Annotated in this window: 16 protein-coding genes and 1 tRNA gene; 16 read left to right on the top strand and 1 reads right to left on the bottom strand. The window is 43.5% G+C overall.

Features of this window, described 5'->3' with window-relative positions:
- Position 1 precedes the first annotated feature (1 nt).
- From citC to H7198_RS05240, 10 genes are all read left to right on the top strand, one after another.
- A complete protein-coding gene (citC, locus tag H7198_RS05285; protein WP_274458730.1) occupies positions 2–1,066 on the top strand; it encodes a [citrate (pro-3S)-lyase] ligase in 1,065 nt (354 codons plus the stop codon).
- Positions 1,056–1,346 carry a citrate lyase acyl carrier protein gene (gene citD / locus H7198_RS05280; protein ID WP_091502196.1) on the top strand — a complete coding sequence of 97 codons (291 nt, stop codon included), beginning with the start codon at positions 1,056–1,058 and terminating at the stop codon, positions 1,344–1,346. Before citC ends, citD begins: the two co-directional genes overlap by 11 nt.
- Positions 1,346–2,257: a citrate (pro-3S)-lyase subunit beta gene (gene citE / locus H7198_RS05275; RefSeq protein WP_274458729.1), complete on the top strand. Its 912-nt coding sequence runs from the start codon at positions 1,346–1,348 to the stop codon at positions 2,255–2,257. Before citD ends, citE begins: the two co-directional genes overlap by 1 nt.
- Entirely contained in the window at positions 2,247–3,785 is a 1,539-nt protein-coding gene (gene citF / locus H7198_RS05270) for a citrate lyase subunit alpha (protein ID WP_274458728.1), read from the top strand. The genes citE and citF overlap by 11 nt, the downstream gene beginning before the upstream one ends.
- A gap of 146 nt (positions 3,786–3,931) precedes the next feature.
- Positions 3,932–5,353 (top strand): citrate lyase holo-[acyl-carrier protein] synthase, encoded by a 1,422-nt coding sequence (gene citX, locus H7198_RS05265; RefSeq protein WP_274458727.1) that lies wholly within the window; start codon positions 3,932–3,934, stop codon positions 5,351–5,353.
- 12 nt (positions 5,354–5,365) lie between these two features.
- Complete coding sequence (locus H7198_RS05260) at positions 5,366–6,154, top strand: alpha/beta fold hydrolase (RefSeq protein WP_274458726.1); 789 nt, start codon at positions 5,366–5,368, stop codon at positions 6,152–6,154.
- 71 nt (positions 6,155–6,225) lie between these two features.
- Positions 6,226–7,539, top strand: coding sequence for a 2-hydroxycarboxylate transporter family protein (locus H7198_RS05255; RefSeq protein WP_274458725.1), 1,314 nt, complete (start codon positions 6,226–6,228; stop codon positions 7,537–7,539).
- Positions 7,540–7,714: 175 nt separating this feature from the next.
- Entirely contained in the window at positions 7,715–9,031 is a 1,317-nt protein-coding gene (locus H7198_RS05250; protein WP_274458724.1) for a 2-hydroxycarboxylate transporter family protein, read from the top strand.
- Positions 9,032–9,269: 238 nt separating this feature from the next.
- Complete coding sequence (locus H7198_RS05245; RefSeq protein WP_274458723.1) at positions 9,270–16,100, top strand: hypothetical protein; 6,831 nt, start codon at positions 9,270–9,272, stop codon at positions 16,098–16,100.
- Positions 16,101–16,258: 158 nt separating this feature from the next.
- On the top strand, positions 16,259–17,734 hold the full coding sequence (locus H7198_RS05240) for an ABC transporter substrate-binding protein/permease (RefSeq protein ID WP_274458722.1): 1,476 nt from the start codon (positions 16,259–16,261) through the stop codon (positions 17,732–17,734).
- 96 nt (positions 17,735–17,830) lie between these two features.
- Here H7198_RS05240 and H7198_RS05235 read toward each other — a convergent pair whose 3' ends face one another.
- Positions 17,831–18,862 carry a lactonase family protein gene (locus tag H7198_RS05235; RefSeq protein WP_274458720.1) on the bottom strand — a complete coding sequence of 344 codons (1,032 nt, stop codon included), beginning with the start codon at positions 18,860–18,862 and terminating at the stop codon, positions 17,831–17,833.
- A gap of 131 nt (positions 18,863–18,993) precedes the next feature.
- Here H7198_RS05235 and H7198_RS05230 point away from each other — a divergent pair, with 131 nt between their 5' ends.
- From H7198_RS05230 to H7198_RS05205, 6 genes are all read left to right on the top strand, one after another.
- Complete coding sequence (locus H7198_RS05230) at positions 18,994–19,512, top strand: tRNA (cytidine(34)-2'-O)-methyltransferase (RefSeq protein WP_274458719.1); 519 nt, start codon at positions 18,994–18,996, stop codon at positions 19,510–19,512.
- A gap of 96 nt (positions 19,513–19,608) precedes the next feature.
- A tRNA-Glu gene (locus H7198_RS05225) sits at positions 19,609–19,680 on the top strand.
- Between the two features lie 292 nt (positions 19,681–19,972).
- Positions 19,973–20,614 (top strand): type II toxin-antitoxin system death-on-curing family toxin, encoded by a 642-nt coding sequence (locus H7198_RS05220; RefSeq protein WP_274458718.1) that lies wholly within the window; start codon positions 19,973–19,975, stop codon positions 20,612–20,614.
- Positions 20,601–20,789, top strand: a complete 189-nt coding sequence (locus tag H7198_RS05215; protein WP_274458717.1) for a hypothetical protein — start codon at positions 20,601–20,603, stop codon at positions 20,787–20,789. Before H7198_RS05220 ends, H7198_RS05215 begins: the two co-directional genes overlap by 14 nt.
- Positions 20,790–20,919: 130 nt before the next feature.
- Positions 20,920–23,322, top strand: coding sequence for an FtsK/SpoIIIE family DNA translocase (locus tag H7198_RS05210; protein ID WP_274458716.1), 2,403 nt, complete (start codon positions 20,920–20,922; stop codon positions 23,320–23,322).
- Between the two features lie 299 nt (positions 23,323–23,621).
- Positions 23,622–24,659, top strand: a complete 1,038-nt coding sequence (locus H7198_RS05205) for a trypsin-like serine peptidase (protein ID WP_274458715.1) — start codon at positions 23,622–23,624, stop codon at positions 24,657–24,659.
- The last annotated feature ends 44 nt before the right edge of the window (positions 24,660–24,703 follow it).

The following is a 24,703-nucleotide window of genomic DNA, read 5'->3' as shown; positions in this document are numbered from 1 at the left end:
CATGGCTGATCAGATTAAAGACCTTTATTTGTTCAATCCCAATGTGAAAAAGCAATGGGAGAACTTCTTACAAGAAAAAGGCATTTCCGTCTTTTCAGACCAAGAGGTTAACGCAATTGACCAAACGATTGGTCTCTATGATGATCAGGGCCAATTGGTTGGAACCGGTTCAATTGCTGGCAAGACAATCAAGTATATCGCCGTTGAAGATGATGGCTCTGGTGCTTCCGGTGCCCGCTTTAACCAAGTGGTATCTGCTTTGGAAATGAACTTGGCGCAAGCCGGTCACTTCCAAATCTTCGTCTTTACAAAGCCTCAGTATCAAAGCTCCTTTGAACACGTTGGCTTTCACACGCTAGCAAAAACCGACTACGGTCTGATCCTTGAAAAGGGAACGCCAAACATTGAAACTTACCGTGCTGGATTAACGAAGAAGCCAGCGGATGCCAAAACAGTCGCTGCCATTGTTATGAATGCCAACCCCTTTACGAAGGGACACCGTTACTTGGTCGAACAAGCGGCTAAGAACAACGACTTTGTTTACGTCTTCGTTGTCAATCAAGACGTTTCACTCTTTACAACTGAAGAGCGAACAATGTTGGTCAAGGAAGGAACGAAAGATTTGCCAAACGTTGCTGTTGAAAACGGTGGCGACTACATGGTTTCTTATCTTTCATTCCCTGCTTACTTTATCAAGAATCAAGATACCGCAATTAAATTCCAAACGGCTTTGGATGCAACGCTCTTCAAGGAGCAGTTGGCCAAGCCACTTGGTATTCAAAAACGTTATTTGGGAACAGAACCTACTTCCCACACTACCGCACTTTATAACGAGACCTTGCAAACCATCCTGCCACCAGAAGTGGAAGTGGTCATTGTGCCACGGCTGACTCAGAGTAGCGGGCAAGACGTGGTTTCGGCGACAGAAGTTCGGGCTAAGATCAAATCAGATCAAATTGATCAATTGAACAATTTGGTTCCTGATACGACTTTGGCCTTTATTAAGAACCATCGAACCGATTTACAGGATCGTATTTCGAAAGGACAGAAAATCAATGGAAATTAAGCAAACAGCCATGGCTGGTACGCTGGAATCTTCTGATATCCAGATCGTACTTAGCCAAGGCAAGGGAGTTGAATTCGACTTGACTTCAGACGTCGAAAAGCAATTCGGCGATGCCATCAAGGCAACAATCAAGTCAGTGTTGGATGCATACCAAATCGACAACGTACTCGTAAAGGTTGTTGATAAGGGTGCGTTGACACCAGTTATCAAGGCACGTGCAATCACTGCTGTACAACGTGCTTTGGACTTGAAAGATCAACCAAACTGGGAGGTGCTCTAATGGCTGCAGATGAACGACTACGTCGAACAATGATGTTCGTTCCTGGTAACAACCCAGGTTTGATTAAGGATGCAGGTATTTTCGGTGTTGATTCAATCATGTTTGATTTGGAAGATGCCGTTAACATGAACGAAAAGGACTCAGCTCGTTACCTAGTATACGAAGCTTTGCAAACATTTGATTACGGAAACGCCGAATTGGTTGTTCGTATCAACGGTTTGGATACTCCTTTCTACGAAAACGATATCAAGGCTATGGTTAAGGCCGGTATCGACGTTATCCGTTTGCCAAAGACTGAAAGCGCCGACATGGTTCACGAACTTGAGAACTTGGTTGAAGCTGCCGAAAAGGAATTCGGTCGCGAAGTTGGTTCAACTCACTTGATGGCTGCCATCGAATCAGCCATGGGTGTTGTCAACGCCTACGAAATCGCTTCAGCTTCTGATCGTATGATCGGAATCGCTTTGTCAGCCGAAGATTACACGACTGACATGAAGACTCACCGTTACCCAGATGGTCGTGAATTGTCATACGCACGTAACGCTATCTTGCACGCTGCCCGCGCTGCTAAGATTGCTGCCTTCGATACTGTCTTCACTAACTTGGATGACGAAGAAGGATTTATCCGCGAAACTGAATACATTCACCAACTTGGATTCGACGGAAAGTCATTGATCAACCCACGTCAGATTGCCCCAGTTAACAAGGTTTACCAACCTACTCAAAAGGAAATTGTTAACGCACAAAACGTCATGGCTGCTATTGAAGAAGCTAAGCGCAAGGGTTCAGGTGTTATTGCCATGAACGGTCAAATGGTTGACCGCCCAGTTGTTCTGCGTGCTGAACGTGTGATGATGCTTGCTAAGGCTAACAACCTTATTGATGCGGAGGGAAATTACATTGAAGAATAATGTCAACCGGGAGATTCCGGACTCAATTTTGAAAGATTATAACTACGAAGGTTTCAAGACAACCGACTTCGGTAACAAGGAAATCCAACGTGTAGCACCTAAGGTTACTGCACAAGTTGGTCCTTCAAAGGTTGTTGAATCAATCAAGAAGGTTGTTTCAGAAACTGTTAAAGATGGTATGACAATTTCATTCCACCACCACTTCCGTGAAGGTGATTTCGTCTTCAACATGGTAATGCGTGAAATTATCGATGCAGGTTACAAGGATTTGACTTTGGCACCTTCATCATTGACAAACGTTATGAACGATATCGTTGTTGAAGCCATCGAAAAGGAAACTGTAACAAACATCACGTCATCAGGTATGCGTGGTTCATTGGGTGACGCCGTTTCTCACGGTGCTTTGAAGAACCCAGTTATCTTCCGTTCACACGGTGGTCGTGCTCGTGCCATCGAAGAAGGTAAGGTTAAGATTGACGTTGCCTTCTTGGGTGTACCAAACGCCGATGAAATGGGTAACGCTAACGGTATGTACGGTGAAACTGCTTTCGGTTCACTTGGTTATGCCTTGATCGATGCCCAATACGCTAACAAGGTTGTTTTGGTAACGGATAACTTGATGCCATACCCTAACACACCTGCTTCAATCAAGCAGACTCAAGTTGACTACGTTGTTAAGGTTGACAAGGTTGGTAACCCTGACAAGATTGGTTCTGGTGCAACTCGTTTCACTAAGGACCCTAAGGAATTGAAGATTGCCAAGATGGTTAACGACGTTATCGTTCACAGCCCATACTTCAAGCAAGACTTCTCATTCCAGACTGGTTCTGGTGGTGCTGCTTTGGCCGTTACTCGTTTCTTGCGTCAATCAATGCTTGACCATGGTATCACTGCTTCATTCGCACTTGGTGGTATCACAAAGCCAACTGTTGACTTGTTGAACGAAGGTCTTGTAAAGCGCATCATGGATGTTCAGGACTTCGATAAGGGTGCTGCTTCATCAATGAAGGATGACGCTAACCAACAAGAAATCGACGCTTCTTGGTATGCTGACGCAGCTAACAAGGGTGCCATGGTTGACAAGTTGGATGTTTCAATCCTTTCTGCTTTGGAAATGGATACAAAGTTCAACGTTAACGTTATGTCAGGTTCTGACGGTGTTATCCGTGGAGCCATCGGTGGTCACCAAGATGCCGCAACTTCAAAGTTGACAATTATCTCAGCTCCATTGGTACGTGGACGTATCGCTACAATCGTGCCTGACGTTACAACTGTTATCACTCCTGGTGATTCAATTGACGTTGTTGTTACGGAAGCTGGAATTGCCATTAACCCTAAGCGCAAGGATCTTATCGATGCCTTGTCTAAGGTTCCTGGTTTGCCAATCTTCACTATCGAAGAACTCCAAAAGAAGGCCGAAGCCCTTGTTGGCGAAGCCAAGCCTTTGGAATTCACAGACCGTGTTGTTGCCTTGGCTGAATACCGTGATGGTTCATTGATTGATGTCATCAAGGAAGTTAAGGACTAAATTTCCATTTAAAGGGCCAGTGTTTACTGGTCCTTTTTATGTTAATCAATCAAAACGAGAAGAAATTCTCGTTGTACATATCAAATTACAGTTAGAATAGTAAAGATAATGTGAAAACCGAAATTGAAAGGCGATGGAAGTTTCCAATGAAAGAACAAGTAGATGTATTTAGCCAGGGACAGTCAGTCACGCTTGACGAGGTGCTGGAAAACCGTGAATGGCGTTCTTATAAGCAAAATCAGTTAGAAGATAGCTATCCTGAAGATACGGTAGTGGCTGTTAAGTTGAATATGCCGGGAGCGGTGAAAAATTCTTCCCAGATTCAACAAATTTTTCAGGCGGGTTGGCAGGTTTTACTTTCTGACTTTGATGATTTGTTGATTAGGAAGATTATTCTTGATAAAGAACGTAAAACCGGCCCTGAGGCATTTTTCATTGTGAAAGCGTCACTGGTGGAGGTTAAAAAGCGCGCGATTTCCTTTGAAGAACAATCCTTCTTTGGACGACTCTTTGATTCGGATGTGATGGCCAAAGAGGATGACGCCTACCAGTTATCGCGTACGGCACTTGGTTTTAAGCCACGAACTTGCCTTGTTTGTGGGGAGAACGCTAAGGCTTGTGCACGTGATCAACGGCATGATTTAGCGGATTTACACGCCGTGATTAATTCGCTTTATAACCAGTACTTTGTGGATGATTCCTTGCTACCAGTCTTTTCAAAAGAAGCGGTTGTGAAAGCGGCTTCCTTTGGGTTTTTGGCGGAAGCGGTGACGAATCCTAAGCCTGGTCTTGTTGACCCTGTTTCTGTGGGTGCGCATGATGATATGACCATCTACACCTTTGTGGACTCAACGCTTGCTTTGCAAGATTACTTCGGCCAGACTTTTGAAGCTGGACAGGACTTTGCTGGTCGCGATTTAAAGGAACTCTTGGCTACGATTCGTCCTTTTGGTTTGAAAGCTGAAGAGGCCATGATCAAGGCGACTAATGGGATTAATACCCATAAGGGTGCCATTTTTACGGCCGGCATTCTTTTAGCTGCCTATGGCTATGCTAGTCGAAATAAGGAGATTGTCGCACTTTCTGACGTGCAAGTAATTGTCTCTCAAATGGGTGCAGACTTAGTTGAGAAAGAGTTAGCTGCTAAGGCTAACGCTGCCGATGAGGGGGCCTTAACCGCTGGGCAAAGTCAGTTCCACCAGTACAAATTAACTGGCGTGCGCGGCGAAGTACAAATGGGCTTGCGACCATTATCGGAGTTCGGATTGAAGACTTTGCGTGAGAGTAAGGGGAGCGATAATGACCGGTTGTTGGATAGCCTGATGGCTATTGCCGGTGGTATTGAGGATTCGACTCTAATTAAGCGAGCGAAAACACCAGCCATTACAAAAGAAATGGTGGAGTACGTTGATACCTTCCGAAAGCTCGGTGGGGCATCCACTGAAGAAGGAAAGGCCTACCTGTCAGAGTTGGACGAAATCTTTATTTCACGTCACCTTTCGATTGGCGGTGCTGCAGACTACTTAATCTTAACGGCCTTAGTCGGGCGTTTAAACGGTTTGATTTAATAAGGAGTGAAAATGGCATTTTTTAAAACAAGTGATGGCGTTTCCATCAGTTATGAAGACCATGGGGGAGAAGGACAAGCTGTTGTGCTTCTTTCCGGTTTCTCGGGTATCCAAGAGGAATGGCAGGATTATATTCCTTTCTTGCAAGAGAAAGGGTTTCGACCAGTCACGATGGATTGGCGGGCACACGGACAGTCTGAACGGACACCAAAGAACCTACGAATCGGCCGTTTAGCAGCAGATTTGCACGAACTTTTCTTGCTCTTACACTTAACAAATATCGTGCTTGTCGGACATTCAATGGGTGGCGCTGCCTCATGGGCCTATTTGTCACTCTTTGGTGAAAGTCGAATCGACAAGGTGGTGATTATCGATGAGTCACCAAAGTTGGTAAACGATGAGACTTGGTCTGCTGGAATTGTGGGGATGAATTGGAATACGTATCCTGTGATGATTGCAACATTCTTGCAACAAAGGCTAACGGTTTCACCCATAAATCAAAGTTTAAAAGATAACTTGCAGGTGCAAAAAGTGAAGAATCCTTTTAACTTTGACCTAGCTTTACCCCTGCTAAAAAACCATGTTTTGGAAGATTGGCGTGGGAATGTTTACGATATGACCCGTCCATTTCTCTTCGTTGCCGGGGAAGAGTCACCCTTATGGAAGTCTGAGTATTACAATGATTTCAAGGGTATGATGGGTGAAGATGACCAAGTAGTTGTAATACCTAAAACGGGACATTTACCCCATTTGGAAAAGCCTGAGCAATTTAAGGAAATTTTAGCAAAATTCATAATGTAATTTGTCACAAAGAGTGTTATATTGTAATTGTGATTATTATGGACAATTAATGATAGAGGGGAATTTTAATCATGAGTGAACAAAGTTCGAACCAGGAAGGTTTCTGGTCGAAAATTGAAAATAAAGTTCAAATTGATGGAATTGGTGGAATCGCCTTTTTGATCATGCTGATCTTGCTATTGGGTATCATCCAGTTGGGTGCTTTGCCTAAGAACATGGGTGGGGCGTTGTTCGTCCTTGTTTCTATCGGTGGTATCTTGTACTACCTTGGAAACAACTTGCCTATCTTTAAGTCATACCTTGGTGGTGGATCTGTCTTTACAACCATTGGTGGTGCTATTTTGTCTGGAACAGGTCTTGTTCCTCACTCAACCATTTCAACGATTAAAGCTTTTATCTCAACATCTAACTTCTTGGAATTCTATATTGTTTCCTTGATTATTTCGGCCATCTTTAAGATGGACCGTAAGATGGTCTTGAAAGCCGCCGTACGTTTCTTGCCAGTTGCCTTCTTGACGTTGATCATTACGTTCTTCGTTGTTGGTGTCGTTGGTATGCTTCTTGGACTTGGATTCGAGCACACGTCTCTATACATTACCTTCCCAATGATGGCTGGTGGTGTTGGTGCCGGTATCGTTCCATTGTCATCAATTTACGCTTCAGCAATGCATGCAAACGCTGGAGACATCTTGTCTCAGTTGTTCCCAGCCCTTGTTTTGTCAAACCTTTTGGCAATCATCTCTGCCGGTTTGTTGGTTGAAAACACCAAGAACTCAAAGATGAACGGTCAAGGTGAATTGATGAAGGAAGCTGCGGGCGAACATGCTGAAGGAGTAAAGATTTCTGCATTGAACGCACAACAACTTTTGGTTGGTATGATGACATCACTTTCTTTCTACATGATTGGTATCATGTTGAACAAGTTGGTTCCATCAATCAATGCCTTTGCCTTCTTGATCTTGTTGGCAATTGCTATCAAGGCTTTGGGAATCGTTCCTGAATACTACGAGCAATCAGCCGTTATGTTTGGACAAATGATTGTTAAGACGATGACGCACGCATTGCTTGCTGGTGTTGGTCTTGCCTTGTTGAACTTGAACAACTTGCTTTCAGCCTTCTCATGGCAGTTGGCCGTCTGTGTTGTTGTTTCTGTCTTCACTGTTACAGTTGTTGCCGGATTCTTGGGTAAGCTCTTCGGATTCTACCCAGTTGAATCTGCCATTACTGCCGGACTTGCTAACAACTCAATGGGTGGAACGGGTAACGTTGCTGTTTTGTCAGCCGCTAACCGTATGAACCTGATTGCCTTCGCTCAGATGGGTAATCGAATCGGTGGTGCCCTTGTCTTGGTTATCGCTGGTTTCTTGGTCACAATCTGGGGCTAAATCTAAATTTTAAAAAAACTTAATTGTCTATGTTATAAAAGGCGCCCCTAGGGGCGCCTTTTATTTTGATTTAATAATCGAACAGTTTTTTTGATTTGTTGCTTAAAAATTTTTAATCATGATGTTATACTGCTTTTTGTATTTATTTTAAAAATTCACATTAGAGGAGTGTACTATGTCAGACGAACAGTCTTCAGCACAGAATGCTGGCTTGTTTTCAACGATTGAAAACAAGTTGAAAATTGCTGGCATCGGCGGAGTAGCCTTTACCATTATGTTGCTTTTGCTTGTTGCCGTTCTTGGAATGAACGTTTTGCCTAAGAACATGGGTGGTGCATTGTTTGCACTGGTTATTCTTGGGGGAATCTTCTTCTATCTTGGAAACAATTTGCCAATCTTTAAGTCATACTTGGGTGGAGGATCTGCTTTTGCTTTGGTGGCTGGCGCTATCATGGCTGAAACAGGTGTTGTACCACAAGCGGCAATCAAGAACATCTCAACCTTTATTTCTTCCAACAACTTCTTGGAATTTTATATTGTGTCTTTGATTACGTCAGCCATCTTTAAGATGGACCGTAAGTTGCTCTTGAAGGCCGCCGTACGATTCTTACCAGTTGCTTTTGGTGCCATGATCAGTACCTTCTTCGTTGTTGGTGGTGTTGGTGCCTTGCTTGGTCTTGGATTTGGACACACATCTCTTTACATCACTTTCCCAATGATGGCTGGTGGTGTTGGTGCTGGAATTGTTCCTTTGTCATCAATCTATGGATCAGCTTTGCACGTTTCATCAGGTTCAATTTTGACACAACTTTTCCCATCCGTTGTTTTGGCCAACTTGTTGGCTATCATCGGTTCATCACTTTTGGTTAAGTTTACTGATAAGTCAGCGATGAACGGTCATGGCTCATTGTTGAAGACAACTGATGGTATGGTGAACAAGGCTGCAAAGATGCCTGAAATGAACGCACCACAATTGTTGGTTGGTATGATGGTTGCTTTGTCATTCTACATGGTTGGAACAATCTTGAACCACTTTGTTCCTGCCGTTAACCCATTTGCCTTCTTGATCTTGATGGTTATTGCGGTTAAGGCAACTGGCTGGGTGCCAAAGTACTACGAAGATTCAGCCGTTATGTTTGGTAACATGATTACTGCAACGATGACGCAAGCTTTGTTGGCTGGTATCGGTCTTGCCATGTTGAACCTTTCTGGTTTGATTGCTGCCTTCTCATGGCAGTTAGCAATCTGTGTTATCGTTTCTGTTGCAACGATGGCCGTGTCTGCTGGATTCTTGGGTAAGCTCTTCGGACTTTACCCAGTTGAATCAGCCATTGCTGGTGGTATGATTAACAACTCAATGGGTGGAACTGGAAACGTTGCCGTTTTGTCAGCTTCAAACCGTATGAGCTTGATTGCCTTTGCCCAGATGGGTAACCGTATTGGTGGCGCAATCATCCTTGTCTTGGGTGGCCTTTTGATTACCATTTTGTAAAAGTCATTCACTAAATATTTAGATATACAGATACCCCTAAAAGTTTAAAAACTTTTAGGGGTATTTTTTAGAAATTAAACGTTTAGGCGACTTTTGTAACCGTAATTTAATATATGGTCAAAAGCCTTGCTAATGCCTATTTATAGGCGTTAAGCGGATTTAAGGCCCCCTTTTTTTATTGCCTGGGTGTTACAATGAAACTGTTCTAATTAACGAGAGTTCTCGGGAGGGGGTCCTCATGGTTAACCGCTTTATTACAGATGGAAATAATTTCGATAAAGGCCTTTTAACTGATGGTATTTTGTATGACCAGGTTGAAAAAGTTGAAGACGAAAAAAATGAAAAATTAGACAGAGAAGCTGAAACTGTTCAAGAAGAAAAAGATTCTTTACTAACGGATGTTAGTAAGGAAAAAGAAAAATTACGCCAAATTAAAGAAGCGGTAGCCCAAGAAATTAACCAAGATCAAGGGTTAGACGGGAACCAGCGCAGTGTTCAACTAGCCCATTTGAGGGAGAGGTATCGTCAACTCTTGGCTAATACTTCCGATGCTTTTTTGGCGGATAAAAACGAGAATTTTATTCAATCTGCTGAAAAAGAACTACGCGCACAGCACGAGCATGGGGCTAGTATCTTACAGTGGCAGGAAGCCTCTAAAAAGGTTGCAGAAGATAGTGCTCGTTCGACAATTGAAAAAATCAATCAAGATAATACCTTAACATCAGCCGAAAAGAGTCAGCAAATTCAAAGGGTTAACGAAGCTTTGGCCAGTGCTGAAAATTCATTAACCAACGTTAATAGCACTGGTTCAATTCTGGCCGCAGAACATAACGCTGTTACCACCATTACCATGCAACACCAGTCTGAGAATTTGACCGAGCGTTTGCAGGATGCCCAGCAAAGTTTGGATAATCTGAAGCATGAAATCAATAATCAGATTTATGCAGAAACCACTCTTTCCTCTGTCGAAAAGCAGTCGGAATATAACCGCGTCTTAACTGAATGGACGAAATTTAACCGGGCATTGAATGCTAATAACGTTTCGGCACAACACATTGTCGATATGCTTGCTTTGGCTAAGGTCCGATTAACAGGGGCTTTTGAAAAGGGACGCAGCCTAGACCAGGTTCGTAATGAAATTTTAAGTTCATTGAAGCAAGTTTATGACGAAGTCTTTGCCAAGATTCAATCCGATATTAATTTAACGGATGCGGAAAAGCATTTAATGACCATTAAGTTATCCCAAGCGCTGGGGAGCGCTAAGAATGATTTGATGGCCATGGCAAACATTCAGGACATGATGACGGTATCTAGTCCTGCTGTAAAGGCAATGAAAGCCGCTTATCGTTCTGCCGAAAAGTCGCGTTATGCCCGCCAAGAGGACGCACAGGCTGAATTGACGAGCTTTTATCAAGAGACAGTTCAAACCATTCAAAGTGATCAGACTTTGGATAAGGAACAGAAGGAGCGAGAGAGTGAAAAGCTCGCGAGCCTTTATGGTCAATTATTAAAAGAAATCACGAATGAAGACGCCGAATCACAGACGGTGATTAATGTGATGGCTAAAGCCCGTCAACAGGTTGCCGATGGTCACATTGCTGGGCTTTCGGTGAACATGCAAAAGGCGGCGGCCAACAAGGCACTGGCAGATGCGGTGGAAGATGTGAAAGTCCTCGTTCAACAGGATAAGACGCTTTTAACCGTTGAAAAAAACTACATGTTGGCCATGGCCTTTGCTGCTCAAACCGCAGCGGAGCAAGATGTTGCTTATGCAACGAACGCTGATGAAATTGAGATTGCCAACCAAAACGGTCTGGCTGCGATTAAGGATAGCTACGGACGTCCTGCTAAGTCAGCTCCACAGCGTAAAACCGAGGCAGAAGCAAAACTGAAAAAATGTTATGAAGCAGAAAGCCAGGCCATTGCTGGGGATGTTTTGTTAACCAGTAAGGAGCGGACAGAACAGGCTAATCAATTAAAGCGTGATTATCAGGCTGGTAAAACGGCCGTTAAGGACGCTGCTTTTGGTGTACAAAAAATTACGGATGAATTAAACCATGCAATGGGATTGATGCGAACAGCGCATCAGACAGCAGAAGGCTTAATGGACCAAATTCGGGATGCTAAAAACAAATTGAAGGTGCAGTCTGTCCAGGAAGAGACTGCCATTGTTCAGGATGTTAATTTGACACAGTCCGAAGTCGAAATCATGCTGGCTAAGTTGAACAGTAACTTAGCCATTTCCTTACAGGAACTATCTGTGAAGCCTAACGCGGATGCCATTGATGAAGGTTTGCTTGATGCAAAAGTCCTACTCAAAGCGGCTAAAAGTGATGGGGCTCTTTCACTGGAAGAACGACAAGAGCAGGTCCGGCAGTCTTTGAGTGAAATACTTAAGGCTTGTCAGGAAAAAATCAATTCTGATTTGACTTTGTTAACTAATACAAAGGTGCAACAGTTAAAGCAAGCACAGGCTTTTTATGATCAAGCCATGGCTGATATCGATAGTCATAATGTCACGAGTCAGACCCTTGTGAAGATTAAGCGCCAATCAGAAGAACAAATTGAGAACTGCTATCGAACGGGTCATTCCTTGGAAGAATGGCGAATGATTACCAGCCAGACTTTGGATAATGCTGTTAAAAAAGTTCAGCAAACAATCAAAGGGCAGCAAGAGGTTCAGGATGGTAAAAAAGCCATCGCCCTCGAAAAGCTGAGTCAACAATTTGAAAAGGCAAGAACTTCAATTACACAGGGTGAGGATGCTCAGAGTATTCAAGAGCGCTATCAAGCTGGTATGTCATTGATCTTGAAGTGCTCGCCTGAACACCGCCTGTTAAATTTTGGAAAGAAGAAAGAAAAGTCTGCTTTACCTGAAATGACTTTTACAGGCCTAGAAGACCCGCTTTATAACGTACAGCGGGATGCTATGCAAAAGCTCTTTGTACAGGTAGAAGCCTTCCTTGAAAAGCAAAATGCTCAAGGGAAAAGTGCACTGGAAGATTTCTATAAAGATGGGGTTGCAAAACTTCAAAACTGCCAGAACCAAGTGGCAGTGGAACAAGCTCTTAGTGAGCAACTAGCTGCTTTGAATGAATTGATGGCCGCTAAAGTCTCAGTTAAGCGACAATTAAAGCAAGTCATTTTGGAAGCTACTCAATTAATCGACCAGCAAAAGCAGTTGACCGAAATTGAGAAGGAAAAGCGACAGAACGCCTTGAAAGAAGGGCTACAGAAAGCACTTTCCACTGTTGAGTTTGAAAAGTCAGCCGAAACGATGTCCGTTCTTGCGGCAGGAGATGAAAAGAAGCAGCAAAATGGACCTGTCCAGCAGTTAGCAAAAGTCATTAACGAAAACACTGACTTTACCGCTGTGAACTCACTCAATCAACAAAAGGAAGAAGCGGTAAAACGTTTACAGAAGAGTAGTGACAAGCTACTGTTGGATAACGACCGGATTGAGCAAGATGCGCAAAAGAATTTGTTAGAGCAGTCGATTCAAGCAATTCAGAATTGTTTGGATGCTGACCAAGTAAATCAGCGTTTATCAAGCTGTTTACATGCTTTATCAGGGTTGAGTAGTGAGCTAGACCTAACCAGGCATTTACTTGAAAATAAGCTCCAGCGAGCTGAGAAAAATATTAACAAGAATCCTAACTTTGTTTCTGCTGAAAAGGGTCAGCGAATTAAGCGCGTTAAGGAGGCCTATCAAACAGCTTGTCAGACTTTGGCTGACCGTGTATCCTTGGTGCACGGTGTTTCCTTTAAGTTTAGCGTGGACTTTGAAAAGGTGATTGTGCTAGAGGAGAGTAACTCTGGACTCAGTCTTGCTGAACAAAAGGGACAGGCAAAACAGGATGTTGCCGATTTAGCAGCACAGCAAAAATCGCTTCTTTCTCAGGCTGAGCAAAAAACAGTGGCTCAGGCAGTGTTGGACAGCGAAAGTATCATTAATCTGGCAATGGACGCAGACCGTTTGGCGGGAGTACGCCAAATGAGTTTAGTTAATTTAAAAGAATTACTACCGGCCCAAAAATTAGCGAACCAACGAATGGAAGAAAAGGCCGCTCGGGTTATTGATTTAATTCAAAAGCAAGAGCAGTTGAGCGCAATTGACCGGGAAAGCCGGATTGCCGATGTGAAAGCAGCCCTAAAGATGGCACTGGCTAACGTTAAAAACCAAAGCCAGACTCAGAAGGTGAGCGATGACGACGCACAGTTAGACCGAGCTGTTTTGATAGATGGTGATTTCACTGGCCCAACTTTAGCGGAATTAATTACAGAAGCTAAAACGAAAATTCAGCGAATTAGTCAAGAAGCCAAGCAGGGATTGACAGAGAAGCAGCAGTTAGCGATGGATGGCGCTTGTCAACGTTCTCTCTTACTCCTTGAGAACCAAAAGACGGCCGATGATCTTGCCTTGACTTTGGCAAAGGAAATTCAGAACATTCAAGAACTGACCCGAGCCAAGCAGGGAGCCTATTGGGCTCTTGATCAGCAGGATTATGCAGCGGAACAGTCGGTGATTAATCGAAACGATTTGACTGCTCAGGAAAAAATCAAACGAATCATTACTGTTCAAGACGTCTTAAAACGTGCTTTTGAAAACGTGGATCAGCAAATCAGCGTCGAAGCAGCTGAGCAGTCGGCACACTTCTCAGCACTGAATGCGGCTATTTTTACTGCTAAACAGGCCAATGCCATCTCACTTGATTTACAGAAGTCAGCGCGTGAAGCAGCTATTCGACAGATGCGTGATTTACAGCAGTCTTTGTTATCTGAGAAGCAAGCATTGACACATGCGCAAATGGAAAGTCAGGAACGGGCGCTGGAAAATGCTTCAGCACGGGCAATCGTGAACATTGAGCGCTCCTCTGATGCTGACGCGGTTTATTCTGCTTTCCGGATTGGCTATTTGAATTTGAGCCAATTACTCCAAGCAAAATTGAGCATTCGAGCTCAAATGTTTGCTGAGTCAAACAAAGCTGTGCACCGGATTCAAACAAATGATGATTTGACGATTGCTGAAAAGTCGGACCGGGAAGAGCAACTGAAGCAGGTGTTGAATAACACATTAGCGCTTGTTGACGAAGCAGAAAGTTCCTATCAAATCACAAAGGTTTTGCAAAACCCAGCCTTTAAGATGGGATTGGATAAGGCGACCGATTTCACTGGTATTGCCACGGTCTTTGATCGTAAGAAGAAGGCCAGTGGTAAGTTAAACAGCTTATTCATGGCAGCTTCTGCCAGGGTTCAACATTTTGAAGAAAACGATGAAAAAGATTCACCAGCAGCTGATCGCCTCACTGATGAAGAGAAGTCACAGATACAGCTTTCGCTTGAAAAAGTCTTAAAGCAATCCGAAGTTAATTTAGGACGAGCCGAATCTGCATCGGAAGTTGATGGACTTTTGAATCAAAGTTGCCAGACCTTGAATTTACTGTTTGATGGCATGTTACATGCTCGTTTGACTTTAATTAATACAGCCAATCAAGCGATTGAAAATCTGACCGATGTGTCCGATTTGACCGATGTCGAACGAGAAAAACGTTCGGATGAGATTCAAGAACAACTAAGCGCTGCTTTGAAGCATGTGCTAACGAAACAGGGACTAAAGGAAGTAGCGCTTGCTGCTCACCAGTTATCGTTGATTCAAGTCATTTTGGGCAGTCAGCAATCTGAGAAGCAAAGTCTAGTTGAGATGCGTAAGACGGCTGCACGCTACCTTCAAAAGCAGGTGGAAGCGTTTGTGCGAGAGAGTTTTGAAGATTCAAAGCAGGAACAGAATCTTGTAGAAGCTGAGAAACAAGCCATTTTCCAGTTATTAAACGCTTGCGAGAATGAGTTGTACCGTAAAGATGGGCAGCAAGAGATTGTCCAATATTGTGATCAAGTGTTGAAGGACATGCTGACGCTTCAAGATTCGAAGGAGCAGGTGTTCGATTTGGTTGCCTTTGAACACCGTATGGCTAAAGAAAGCATTAAGTATAATGTTGATTTAGTTGAAGCGGAAAAAGAAAACCGATTGGAACAAATTACTTTGGCGAAGGAAGAAATCTTGGCTAAGGTTAGTCAGTTTGCTAGCTTTGATTCGTCTGGCATCGAAGGGTTGACCAACCACTATCGGTCTTTGGTTCAAGAGGCCTTAGACTTCAGTTCTGTTCAGCACTTAGAAGAGCAACGGGCAAATCTTGAAGAGAAGACGCAAGGGCTTTTCCAGAAAGAACGAGATGAACTGGCTCTTGCTGGCAATCTTTCGAAGCAGCTGCAAGCAGTTATTGAAGGTAATTTGAATGCCCTTGAAACGAATTGGCTGAAAGAATTAAAGGCCGGGCAGGATGCTAGCCAATTAGCGGCCCTTTATTCGGAGTTGCTGGAAGCGGTATCTGGCATTGTGAAAGCGATGTTGTCTGCTAAGCAGGTATTGGAAAATAAGAGCCGGGAAGCGATGAAACAAATTCAGTCGAATCAGACTTTTACTTCACAAGAAAAGTCAAAGCGATTGGAAATGGTTCGAAAGGCTGAACGAAATGTGGAAGCTGGGCTATACCAGGGCAAGACACGCTTGACCGTTTTGCTCTTGGCCGAATCAGAAGCTTTCAAACTCGTTGTGCAAAATGCCCAGTCTGTTATGGATAGAAAGCCCCTAGCCGAACGAAAGAAGGCGGGCTGTGCTCAAATCGATGCGGCTGTGCAAAAGTCTCAGGAGCTTGTTGAGCAATCAACGGATTATTCACGAATCCAAAAGCAGACACAACAATCAGCCCTCGATCTAATTGGACAGTCTGCAAAGGACCAGGTAAACGCCGATGAAGATGCGGCAACAATGGTTCAAAGCATCAAAACAGCGGTTGATCAAATTAATCAGTTGTCGCAAATAAAGCAGAATCTTTACCACTATCTACGCAAGAACGCCGTTGTGGAAAAAGATCAGATTTGGACCGACCGACAGTTAACCGTCCAGGATAAAAAAGCGCGTATGGAAGCAATCGATTTGAAGCTCAATGAGTTGTTACGAAAGATTGATAGCCAACAGAGCGTGAGTGTTTTGAAGTCACAGCAAAAATAAGATTTTGATATAAAATCGAGCAGGGAAAATCTTTCCCTGCTTTTTTTGTTGAAGGATGGGTTGAGCAATGTGTGAGTACTTACTATCTTAGGGCAGACAAAGAAGCCAATTTTTTGTATAATAACAAAGGTAAAAATCCACAAATTAAAGGATATGACATGGCAAAAAAGCAATATAAAAAATGTTGGGGACTTCTTTTTGTTCTAACACTAGTCTTGAGCATGGTGATGGCACCATTAGCAGCGATGAAAACTTCAGCTGCTGAGACTGATCCAACTTTAGAAAAAATTCAAAAGAAGGGGACCCTGGTTGTCGGTTTATCAGCCGATTACGCACCCTACGAATTCCATACTCAAAAGAATGGAAAAGACAAGATCGTTGGTTTCGACGTATCACTTTCTGAGGCCATCGCTAAGAAGTTGGGCGTGAAGCTTGAAGTCAAGGACATGGGCTTTGATGCTCTACTTGGTGCTTTGAAGACTGGAAAAATCGACATGGTTGTTTCGGGATTCTCAGCTACGCCAGAGCGTAAGAGCCAGGTTGACTTTTCAAAGGTCTACTTGAAGGCACCTCAAACGATGTTGGTCTTGAAGAAGAACGAATCAAAGTACAAGACTTTGGCGGACTTCTCTGGTCAAAAGGTTGGGGCACAGACGCAAACCATTCAAGAAGAACAGGCTAAGAGCATTGAAGGTGCCTCGGTTGTTTCTTTGCAGAAGTATCCAAACTTGATTTCACAGTTGACGCAGGGGATGATTGCCGGTGTTGTTGCCGAAAAGACAATCTCTGAAGCCTATGTTCAGCAGAACAAGAACTTAGCTGTTGTCAATCCAGGATTTTCAGCTGATGCAACTGGTGCTTCTGCCGTTGCCGTTCCAAAGAATTCACCCGCATTGGTTGCTAAGGTTAACTCTGTTATCGATAAGGTGACGACTGACGGAACCTTTAACAACTGGAAGAAGCAAGCCAACAAGGAAATGTTTGCCGGTGAAAACAAGTCCTACTGGGATAAGTACGGTCACTACTTCCTTTCTGGAACTGGTATTACCTTGGCTTTGGCAGTTGTTGCCGTGTTGATTGGAACGACACTTGGTACACTCTTTGCTTTGTTGAAGTTGTCATCAAACTTTTTCTTGAAAGCCATTGGAAATATCTACGTTGAGTATATTCGAGGAACACCATTGCTGGTTCAGGCCTTCATGGTCTTCTTCGGTGCTCAAATCCTGGGATTGAACCTTTCGGCCTTTGCCTCCGGGGCATTGGCGATGGGATTGAATTCAGCGGCCTATGTTGCCGAAATTATTCGTTCAGGTATTGCATCCGTTAATGATGGACAGATGGAAGCTGCTCGTTCACTTGGGTTGACAAAGAACAAGGCCATGCGCCTGGTTATCTTGCCTCAGGCTGTGCGAACAATCTTGCCAGCTCTTGGTAATGAATTCGTTTCGGTCATCAAGGAAGGTTCTGTTATTTCCGTTATTGGTGTTGGAGAATTGATGTTTGAAACCTCTGTTGTTCAGGGGGCTTCGTTCGAACCATTTATTCCATTGATGATCACATCTATGATTTACTTCGTTTTGACTTTCTCAATCTCACGTATGTTGGGTGTTGTTGAAAAGCGGATGAACCGTTAATAATTGTTATTGAAATAAAAGAGCTTCGAATCAGGTGATTCGAGGCTCTTTTTGTGTATAAAAAAAGCTGCCCGATTAAGAGCAACTCCTTTAATATTAATCTTCAAATGTGACGCGAACGCCTTCAGGAATAGCAAAGTCTTTTTGTACCAATGACAATTCGCCGGTTTCTTCATCACGTGCGAAGACGGAAACGTTATCGGTGTTTTGATTGGCAACAATCAAGTGCTTTTCTTCAGGATCGAAGTTCATGTCGCGTGGGAATGAACCTTCCACTGAGATGTTTTGAATCAATTCGATTTCGGCACCAAGGTTTGAAACCTTGAAGACCGCAACTGAGTCGTGTCCACGGTTTGATGTGTAGATGAAACGACCGTCAGATGAGACGCGGATAGCAGCGGCACCGTTGTGCTCGTTCCAGTCCGTTGGAATGGTTGAGGCGGTCATCAAGTGTTCAAATGAACCATCCTCTTCGTTGTACTTTAAGACTGAAAGAAGGGATGACAACTCACCAAGAAGGTATGCATATTCGCCATCCTTTGAGAAACGGATGTGGCGAGGCCCGAAACCAGTAATGGTTTCAAAACGGGCGATTTCTTTCAACTTACCATCTTCAGAAACGTCAAAAGTTACGACTTCATCGGTTCCAAGGTCAACGGCAACCAAACGCTTGTCAGGTGTCAGGTTGGCAAAGTGAACGTGTGATGAAGCTTGCTCTGGACGAGGACCTGAACCAGCGTTTTGCCAAGTATCCTTTAATTCCAAAGTGCCGTCCGCTTGAATTTTGTATGATTCAACTGTACCGCGGTGGTAGTAGCCAGCGAAAACCAATTGACGATCTTCATCAACACCGATGTAGGCAGGTGTTGAACCTTCAGACATGTTGGCGCCGATTTCTGCCATTGGGCGCTTGTTGTTATCGGCTACAGCCAAACCACCTTGGTCGCCGCGCTTGTCGACGATGTAGGCCTTGTTTGCCTTTGAAAGGGCAAGGTAAGTGGGGTTGGTTGCTTCGAATACCAATTGGGCGTCGCTCAATTGACCTGTTTCTTCGTCAAAAGCTGCCTCATAGACACCCTTTGATGTTTTCTTTGTGTAAGTTCCAAAAAGTACGTGGTGAACAGTCATGTTCAGAAAGACTCCTTTGCTATTTCTTGTATCTTTATTATTATAACATGGAAAAGTTGAGCCAACCTGGGGCTGCCTTGAATCCTGTGCTAGAATAGAGTGAATTCATTACATGAAAAAAGGACAAAAAGATGACGAACCATATCGTATTATTTGAACCAGTGATGCCCGCTAACACTGGAAACATTGCACGAACGGCGGCTGGAACGAACGCTGTCTTGCACTTGATTGAACCATTGGGATTTGATATTTCAGATAAGGCCGTTAAGCGTGCTGGTTTGGATTATTGGGACCACGTGAACTTGGAAACCCATCCTTCATTGCCTGATTTCTTGGAAACTTTGGGAGAAAATGACCATCTATACCTAGTTTCGAAATTTGCTAATCAGGATTATACAGATCCTGATTACAGTGAAAAGGCAGGGGATGGCGATAGCTACTTCCTCTTTGGAAAGGAAACCACTGGTTTGCCTGAAGTTTTCATGCGCCAAAACCCAGAGAAGGCCATCCGTATTCCTCAAAACGATAAAAACATTCGTTCATTGAACCTATCAAACACGGTGGCTATCGTCTTATTTGAGGCATTGCGTCAGCAAGACTTTGCTCAGTTGGATAAGACTCACACCTATGAACAAGATAAGTTGAAATAAATTCGAAAAAAATTCTAAAAAAGGGTTGCGTAGGTAAAATATCCTTGCTATACTAACATAGTTGTTTGATAGCGATATCAAGTAACAACTGACCATGGCCCGTTGGTCAAGTGGCTAAGACGCTGCCCTTTCACGGCGGAATCGAGAGTTCGATTCTCTCACGGGCTACTAAAAAGTCGCAAGCATTTGCTTGCGGCTTTTTTGTTTGCATTTACTGCTATAGAACGTTTGCAAGCGATCAAAAAAGCATTGCTTTGAATACATTTTTAGAATTAATAACTGCAAAATCACTGCAGTGTAAAAAAGGACCTAGTTGGTCCTTTTTTTATCAAATTAACTGAGATGTTATACAAAGGTCTGTTGAATCGTCTTGGCCACTGCGGGTATACTGACAGCATGAAATGAGGGGAAGAGTGAAATGGTAATTGTCTGAAAGGTGAGAACTTTTTGGAGGTTATAAATGTTAATACAAAGACCAGTTGGTCAAATTAGTTATAGCCATGATACAGAACCTCAATTTTGTGAATTTATGGAGGTCATGCAGCAAAGCATGATTATTGAAAATTCACTACCAGATACATTACGTATCAAACAATTAACCCATGCTAGACAATTAGTTGTTAGCAATGATCAAAAAGAAAAAATTTTTGATTTGAATGTTTTACCTCTTGACTCATTTTCGGTTTCTGACATTGTTACTTTAAATGAAGTGGCAGAAACACTTTTTATAAAAGAGAGTATGTATGGTCTGAAAGATTTAGCAGGTCTTGAGCAAGTACTTGCTTTGATGAATCAGTATACGTTTGGAAGAGATTATCACCCAACTATTATTGATAAAGCAGCTTATATTTGGACTGCCCTAGCTACTAAACAGCTTTTTCATAATGGGAATAAACGCACGGCCTTGTTATCAGGATTCTTGTTACTAGAATCAAATTTGATGTCTTTACACTATAAAGGGGTACAAGAGCTATACGATTTATCAATTGCATTAGCTGAGAAAGCAATTAGTCAAAGCGATTTACGAGAATACATTGTAAAGAATATTCGGATTAGCCCTAGGGCGTTGAAAATATACGGAGAACAAGATGATGAGAATTAATCCTTTTTATTCAAATGAAGATTCAATTAGTACAGAGGTTGCTAAATTAGGACAGCTTGATCCAGATAGTATTGAATTTAAATTGTTGCGAAAAAAAATGAAGCAAGAAATGCTGTCTGAACTAATTGAAAACAAAGATATCCAGCAGGTATTAAGAATGCTTGCTGATACCTAAGAATGCCAGCCTTGGAAGCTTTATGATAGCCATAAATATGTAGAGCCATCTTTTTGCTTGTGCTAAGATAGGAAGCGTAAGTATTTTGACTTTACGAGTAAGTTCACTCGTATTAAAAGAGGAGTTTTCAATGGCGAAGCAGGCTAGAAAAAACAGCCAAAGGGGCAAACAATCGAATAAGAAGATGACCCGTTCTGGTGCAGCTAGTCAGGTCATTTCCATCGTGGTCATTATCATTCTGTCCATTTTTGCTATTTTTCAAATTGGCCTTTTTGGTGTGTACTTAGCTGACCTTGTTCGATTCTTTATTGGAAACCTTTATCAAGTAACCTTAGCAGTTTTGATTTTTTATCTTGGCTACTACTTGATCATGGACAAGGGATTTGCCTTGCCTGGACGTGTCTACGCTGGGACGGGGATGCTCTATTTGGGTGCGCTCCTGTTGTCTGCACTCCTGTTTAATACTGAGGCTGATTTGCCTGATGGTTCACCAATGTCTCAGGTAACGCGAATTATTGCCCAGGAGTTTACGAATCAATCCGCTCATACGCCAGTTGGTTCTGGAATTATTGGTGGTGCGCTTTACCAGTTCACTTCGGCCTTTCTATCAAATGTTGGTACGGTAATTATTATCATTGTGCTCTTCCTTGCCGGTTTAATTGTGACCTTTAAGCTGCCTGCAAAGGATATGGCTCAAAAGTCTGTGAAGAAGGCTCAAGAAAAAGCCGTTGAGATGAAGGAAAAACAGGAGCAACGTCGTGACCAGCGTGCACTCCTGATGAAGAAAGATCGTCAAGATTTAACGGACTTTGGGGATGATCCTTTCGGTGGTTCTAAGACTGAACCAAAGGGAACAGCGGATGATCCCTTTGCTCCGAATAATCAGCAACCAGCCGCGACCGAAGAAACGTCAGAACCAGTTGAGGAACCAAAGATTAACTGGCAGAAGCCAGCCTCCCATTCAACTGAAGAAGAACCAATCATTGATGGCACGAAGGGTGTCGAACATGTTTTGCCGGACACTTCCTTGCCAAATTCAAAGGCTGCAGATAAGTCTACTGATTTTAATATGGGCCAAGGTGAAGTTGATGATGACGACTATCAACTACCACAAACGACTTTGTTAACGAAAACGAAGGCGACTGACCAGTCGAAGGAAGCGAAAAGTTTGAATGCCAAGTCACGTTTGGTACATGATACTTTGCAGTCCTTCGGAGTTGAGGCAACGGTTTCTTCTGTATCCTTGGGTCCAACGGTCACTCAATACGAATTGAAACCTGGACAAGGTGTGAAGGTTAACCGGATTGCCAACTTGGCTGATGATTTGGCCCTGGCCTTAGCGGCTAAATCAATACGTATCGAGGCGCCAATTCCTGGTAAGCCTTACGTTGGAATTGAAGTACCAAACGATACCCAAGCGGTTGTTGGCTTCCGTGATATGATTGAACAGTCCGATACAGTTCATCAGCCATTGCTGACTGTGCCGTTGGGACGAGATGTTTCTGGTAACATTGTTTCCGTTGATTTGGCAGCGATGCCCCACTTATTGATTGCCGGTTCTACTGGATCTGGTAAGTCTGTTGGTTTGAACGGTATTATCGTTTCGTTGCTGTTGAAAGCTAAGCCATCTGAAGTAAAGTTGATGATGGTTGACCCAAAGGTCGTCGAATTGTCAATCTACAATGGTATTCCACACTTGCTAACACCGGTTGTGTCTGACCCTAAGAAGGCCGCTAAGTCATTGAACAAGTTGGTTGAAGAAATGGAGAACCGCTACGATTTGCTTGCTCAATTTGGTAAGCGAAACATTGGAGAGTACAACGCAGCCGTTGAAGAAAACAATGCCCATGCCAAGGAAACTGGTAATGCTCTGATGACCAAGCTGCCATACATCGTGGCCATCGTGGATGAGTTTGCCGATTTGATGGCAACCGTTGGATCTGAAATTGAAGTATCCATTGCCCGTTTGGGTGCCAAAGCCCGTGCCGCTGGAATCCACATGATTTTGGCTACTCAGCGTCCTGACGTTAAAGTCATTAACGGAACGATTAAGTCCAACATTCCTGGACGAATTGCCTTCCGTACCGCTTCTGGAATTGATTCCCGTACTATCTTGGATACGAACGGAGCTGAAAAGTTGCTTGGTCGTGGTGATATGATTTTTGCACCACCGGGTAAGCCACATAAGCGTTTGCAGGGTGCCTTCATCTCGAATGCCGATGTTACTGCTATCGTTGACTTTGTTAAGGATGAGCAGTCGGCATCGTACGACGACAAGATGACGGTGACTGACGAAGAAATCGCACAAGATGATGCTGGTGTCTCTGGCCAATCAGATGATGAACTCTTTGACGAAGCACTCGAATTCGTCATTGATCAGCAGAAGGCCTCAACGTCTTTGCTACAGCGTCGCTTCCGAATTGGTTATAACCGAGCTGCTCGCTTGATTGATGATTTGGAAAACGCTGGTTACATTGGGCCAGCTGATGGGGCACGCCCCCGTCAGGTAAACGTTTCGAAAAAAAGTGAATAAAGAACGAAAAAACCGACTATGTATAGCCGGTTTTTTTAGTTAATAGACAAAGTTCTTGCAAAGGTCTGAGCATCTAGACCGAAGCTTTTGCAGCTACTTTCCGGGGATGCTATATTGGCTCTGAAAGGGGGCTTTATGATGATTCGTATTAAACATCAATTTGGGGTTCTAACTTATTCAAATTATTATTTGTTGCGGTCTGTTCTTTCTCGATTTACAGCCCTTGGTTGGAATCCCTTTCTCTGGTAGATGACGACTTTGTTTTTAAAGCAGAAGATTTTTAAACAAAGGAGCAAGAGATGAATAAATTAATGAAAAGTTCACTTTGGCAGGTAGGGGTTATTACGGTTGCATTGACGGGTACGACAATGATGACGACGACCACGGCTAATGCCTATGTCTTTGATGCAGCCAAGTTTCAAAAGGGATTGGTTCCTGATACTCGGCAAGCACCGTTTTCAGCTGTCGTATTTTTGGTAAACACTGAAACTGGGGAATCGGGATCTGGCGTTTTAATTGGGCCAGACACAGTGTTAACAGCCGCGCATGTGGTGTTGGAGGACCGTGAGAACGCGGGAGCAAATGATTGGCCAACCCGTGTGATTAATCCGAGAAACTTGTCGGTTCGACCGGCCTATGGGGGCGCAACAGGGGCTACGGCAGAACGTTATCCATTTGGTTTCCATTATCGGGGTTCAGCTATCTCGATTCCGCCACAGTACTTTAGGGCGGCAATTCAGCCCCAAACACCTGGTGCTGATCCGGGCGATTTCGACTTTGCTATTGTTCACTTGAATCGACCGGTTCGTGATGCAGAGCCATTAGCCCTGGGCGAGCTTCGAGCAGAGGATGTAAATCGAGAGTTGATTTCAGTAGCTGGATTTCCTGGCGCCTTAGGACCTGGACATTCTGGTGAACCGGAAAATAGCAATGACAATATGTACGTTGATTCGGGTTATGCGAATTCGGTATCTGACCACCAGATTATGACGACCTCCGTGAATTGGTCGCAAGGAAGTTCTGGGGGACCTGTTTTGAACCAGCTGAATCAGGTGGTTGGCGTTGTTAGTTCGTCGAATTCACATGGTAATTTTGCTAGTCGAATCGATGCGAACATGAATTGTTGGATTCAGGAGGCGATGGCGGATACGACAACTATGCTAAGTAATGAAAGCGTGCGTGGCCGCTGGGTGAACTTTGGCAAGGAGAAAGTTTATTTTGATGAGAGTGGAACGGCCACTGAGATGGTGGTAGTAGAACCTAGTAATTTAGGTGTTTTAGACTTATCTCTTCCGGGGACTTCTGGTAATGGTAGTAAGGGACACGATGAATTGTAAGAGTTCAACCTTGTTCAATAAAGAATAAGCGTGCAAAAAAAGCA

Origin of the sequence: Fructobacillus sp. CRL 2054, assembly GCF_028764065.1 — a bacterium.
Classification (GTDB): domain Bacteria; phylum Bacillota; class Bacilli; order Lactobacillales; family Lactobacillaceae; genus Fructobacillus.
This window is presented reverse-complemented; position numbering and strand designations above follow the sequence as displayed.

Coding starts and splice junctions, on each gene's coding strand:
- citC (WP_274458730.1), top strand. CDS start 2: ATGGCTGATCAGATTAAAGACCTTTATTTGTTCAATCCCAATGTGAAA.
- citD (WP_091502196.1), top strand. CDS start 1,056: ATGGAAATTAAGCAAACAGCCATGGCTGGTACGCTGGAATCTTCTGAT.
- citE (WP_274458729.1), top strand. CDS start 1,346: ATGGCTGCAGATGAACGACTACGTCGAACAATGATGTTCGTTCCTGGT.
- citX (WP_274458727.1), top strand. CDS start 3,932: ATGAAAGAACAAGTAGATGTATTTAGCCAGGGACAGTCAGTCACGCTT.
- H7198_RS05260 (WP_274458726.1), top strand. CDS start 5,366: ATGGCATTTTTTAAAACAAGTGATGGCGTTTCCATCAGTTATGAAGAC.
- H7198_RS05255 (WP_274458725.1), top strand. CDS start 6,226: ATGAGTGAACAAAGTTCGAACCAGGAAGGTTTCTGGTCGAAAATTGAA.
- H7198_RS05250 (WP_274458724.1), top strand. CDS start 7,715: ATGTCAGACGAACAGTCTTCAGCACAGAATGCTGGCTTGTTTTCAACG.
- H7198_RS05245 (WP_274458723.1), top strand. CDS start 9,270: ATGGTTAACCGCTTTATTACAGATGGAAATAATTTCGATAAAGGCCTT.
- H7198_RS05240 (WP_274458722.1), top strand. CDS start 16,259: ATGGCAAAAAAGCAATATAAAAAATGTTGGGGACTTCTTTTTGTTCTA.
- H7198_RS05235 (WP_274458720.1), bottom strand. CDS start 18,862: ATGACTGTTCACCACGTACTTTTTGGAACTTACACAAAGAAAACATCA.
- H7198_RS05230 (WP_274458719.1), top strand. CDS start 18,994: ATGACGAACCATATCGTATTATTTGAACCAGTGATGCCCGCTAACACT.
- H7198_RS05220 (WP_274458718.1), top strand. CDS start 19,973: ATGTTAATACAAAGACCAGTTGGTCAAATTAGTTATAGCCATGATACA.
- H7198_RS05215 (WP_274458717.1), top strand. CDS start 20,601: ATGATGAGAATTAATCCTTTTTATTCAAATGAAGATTCAATTAGTACA.
- H7198_RS05210 (WP_274458716.1), top strand. CDS start 20,920: ATGGCGAAGCAGGCTAGAAAAAACAGCCAAAGGGGCAAACAATCGAAT.
- H7198_RS05205 (WP_274458715.1), top strand. CDS start 23,622: ATGAATAAATTAATGAAAAGTTCACTTTGGCAGGTAGGGGTTATTACG.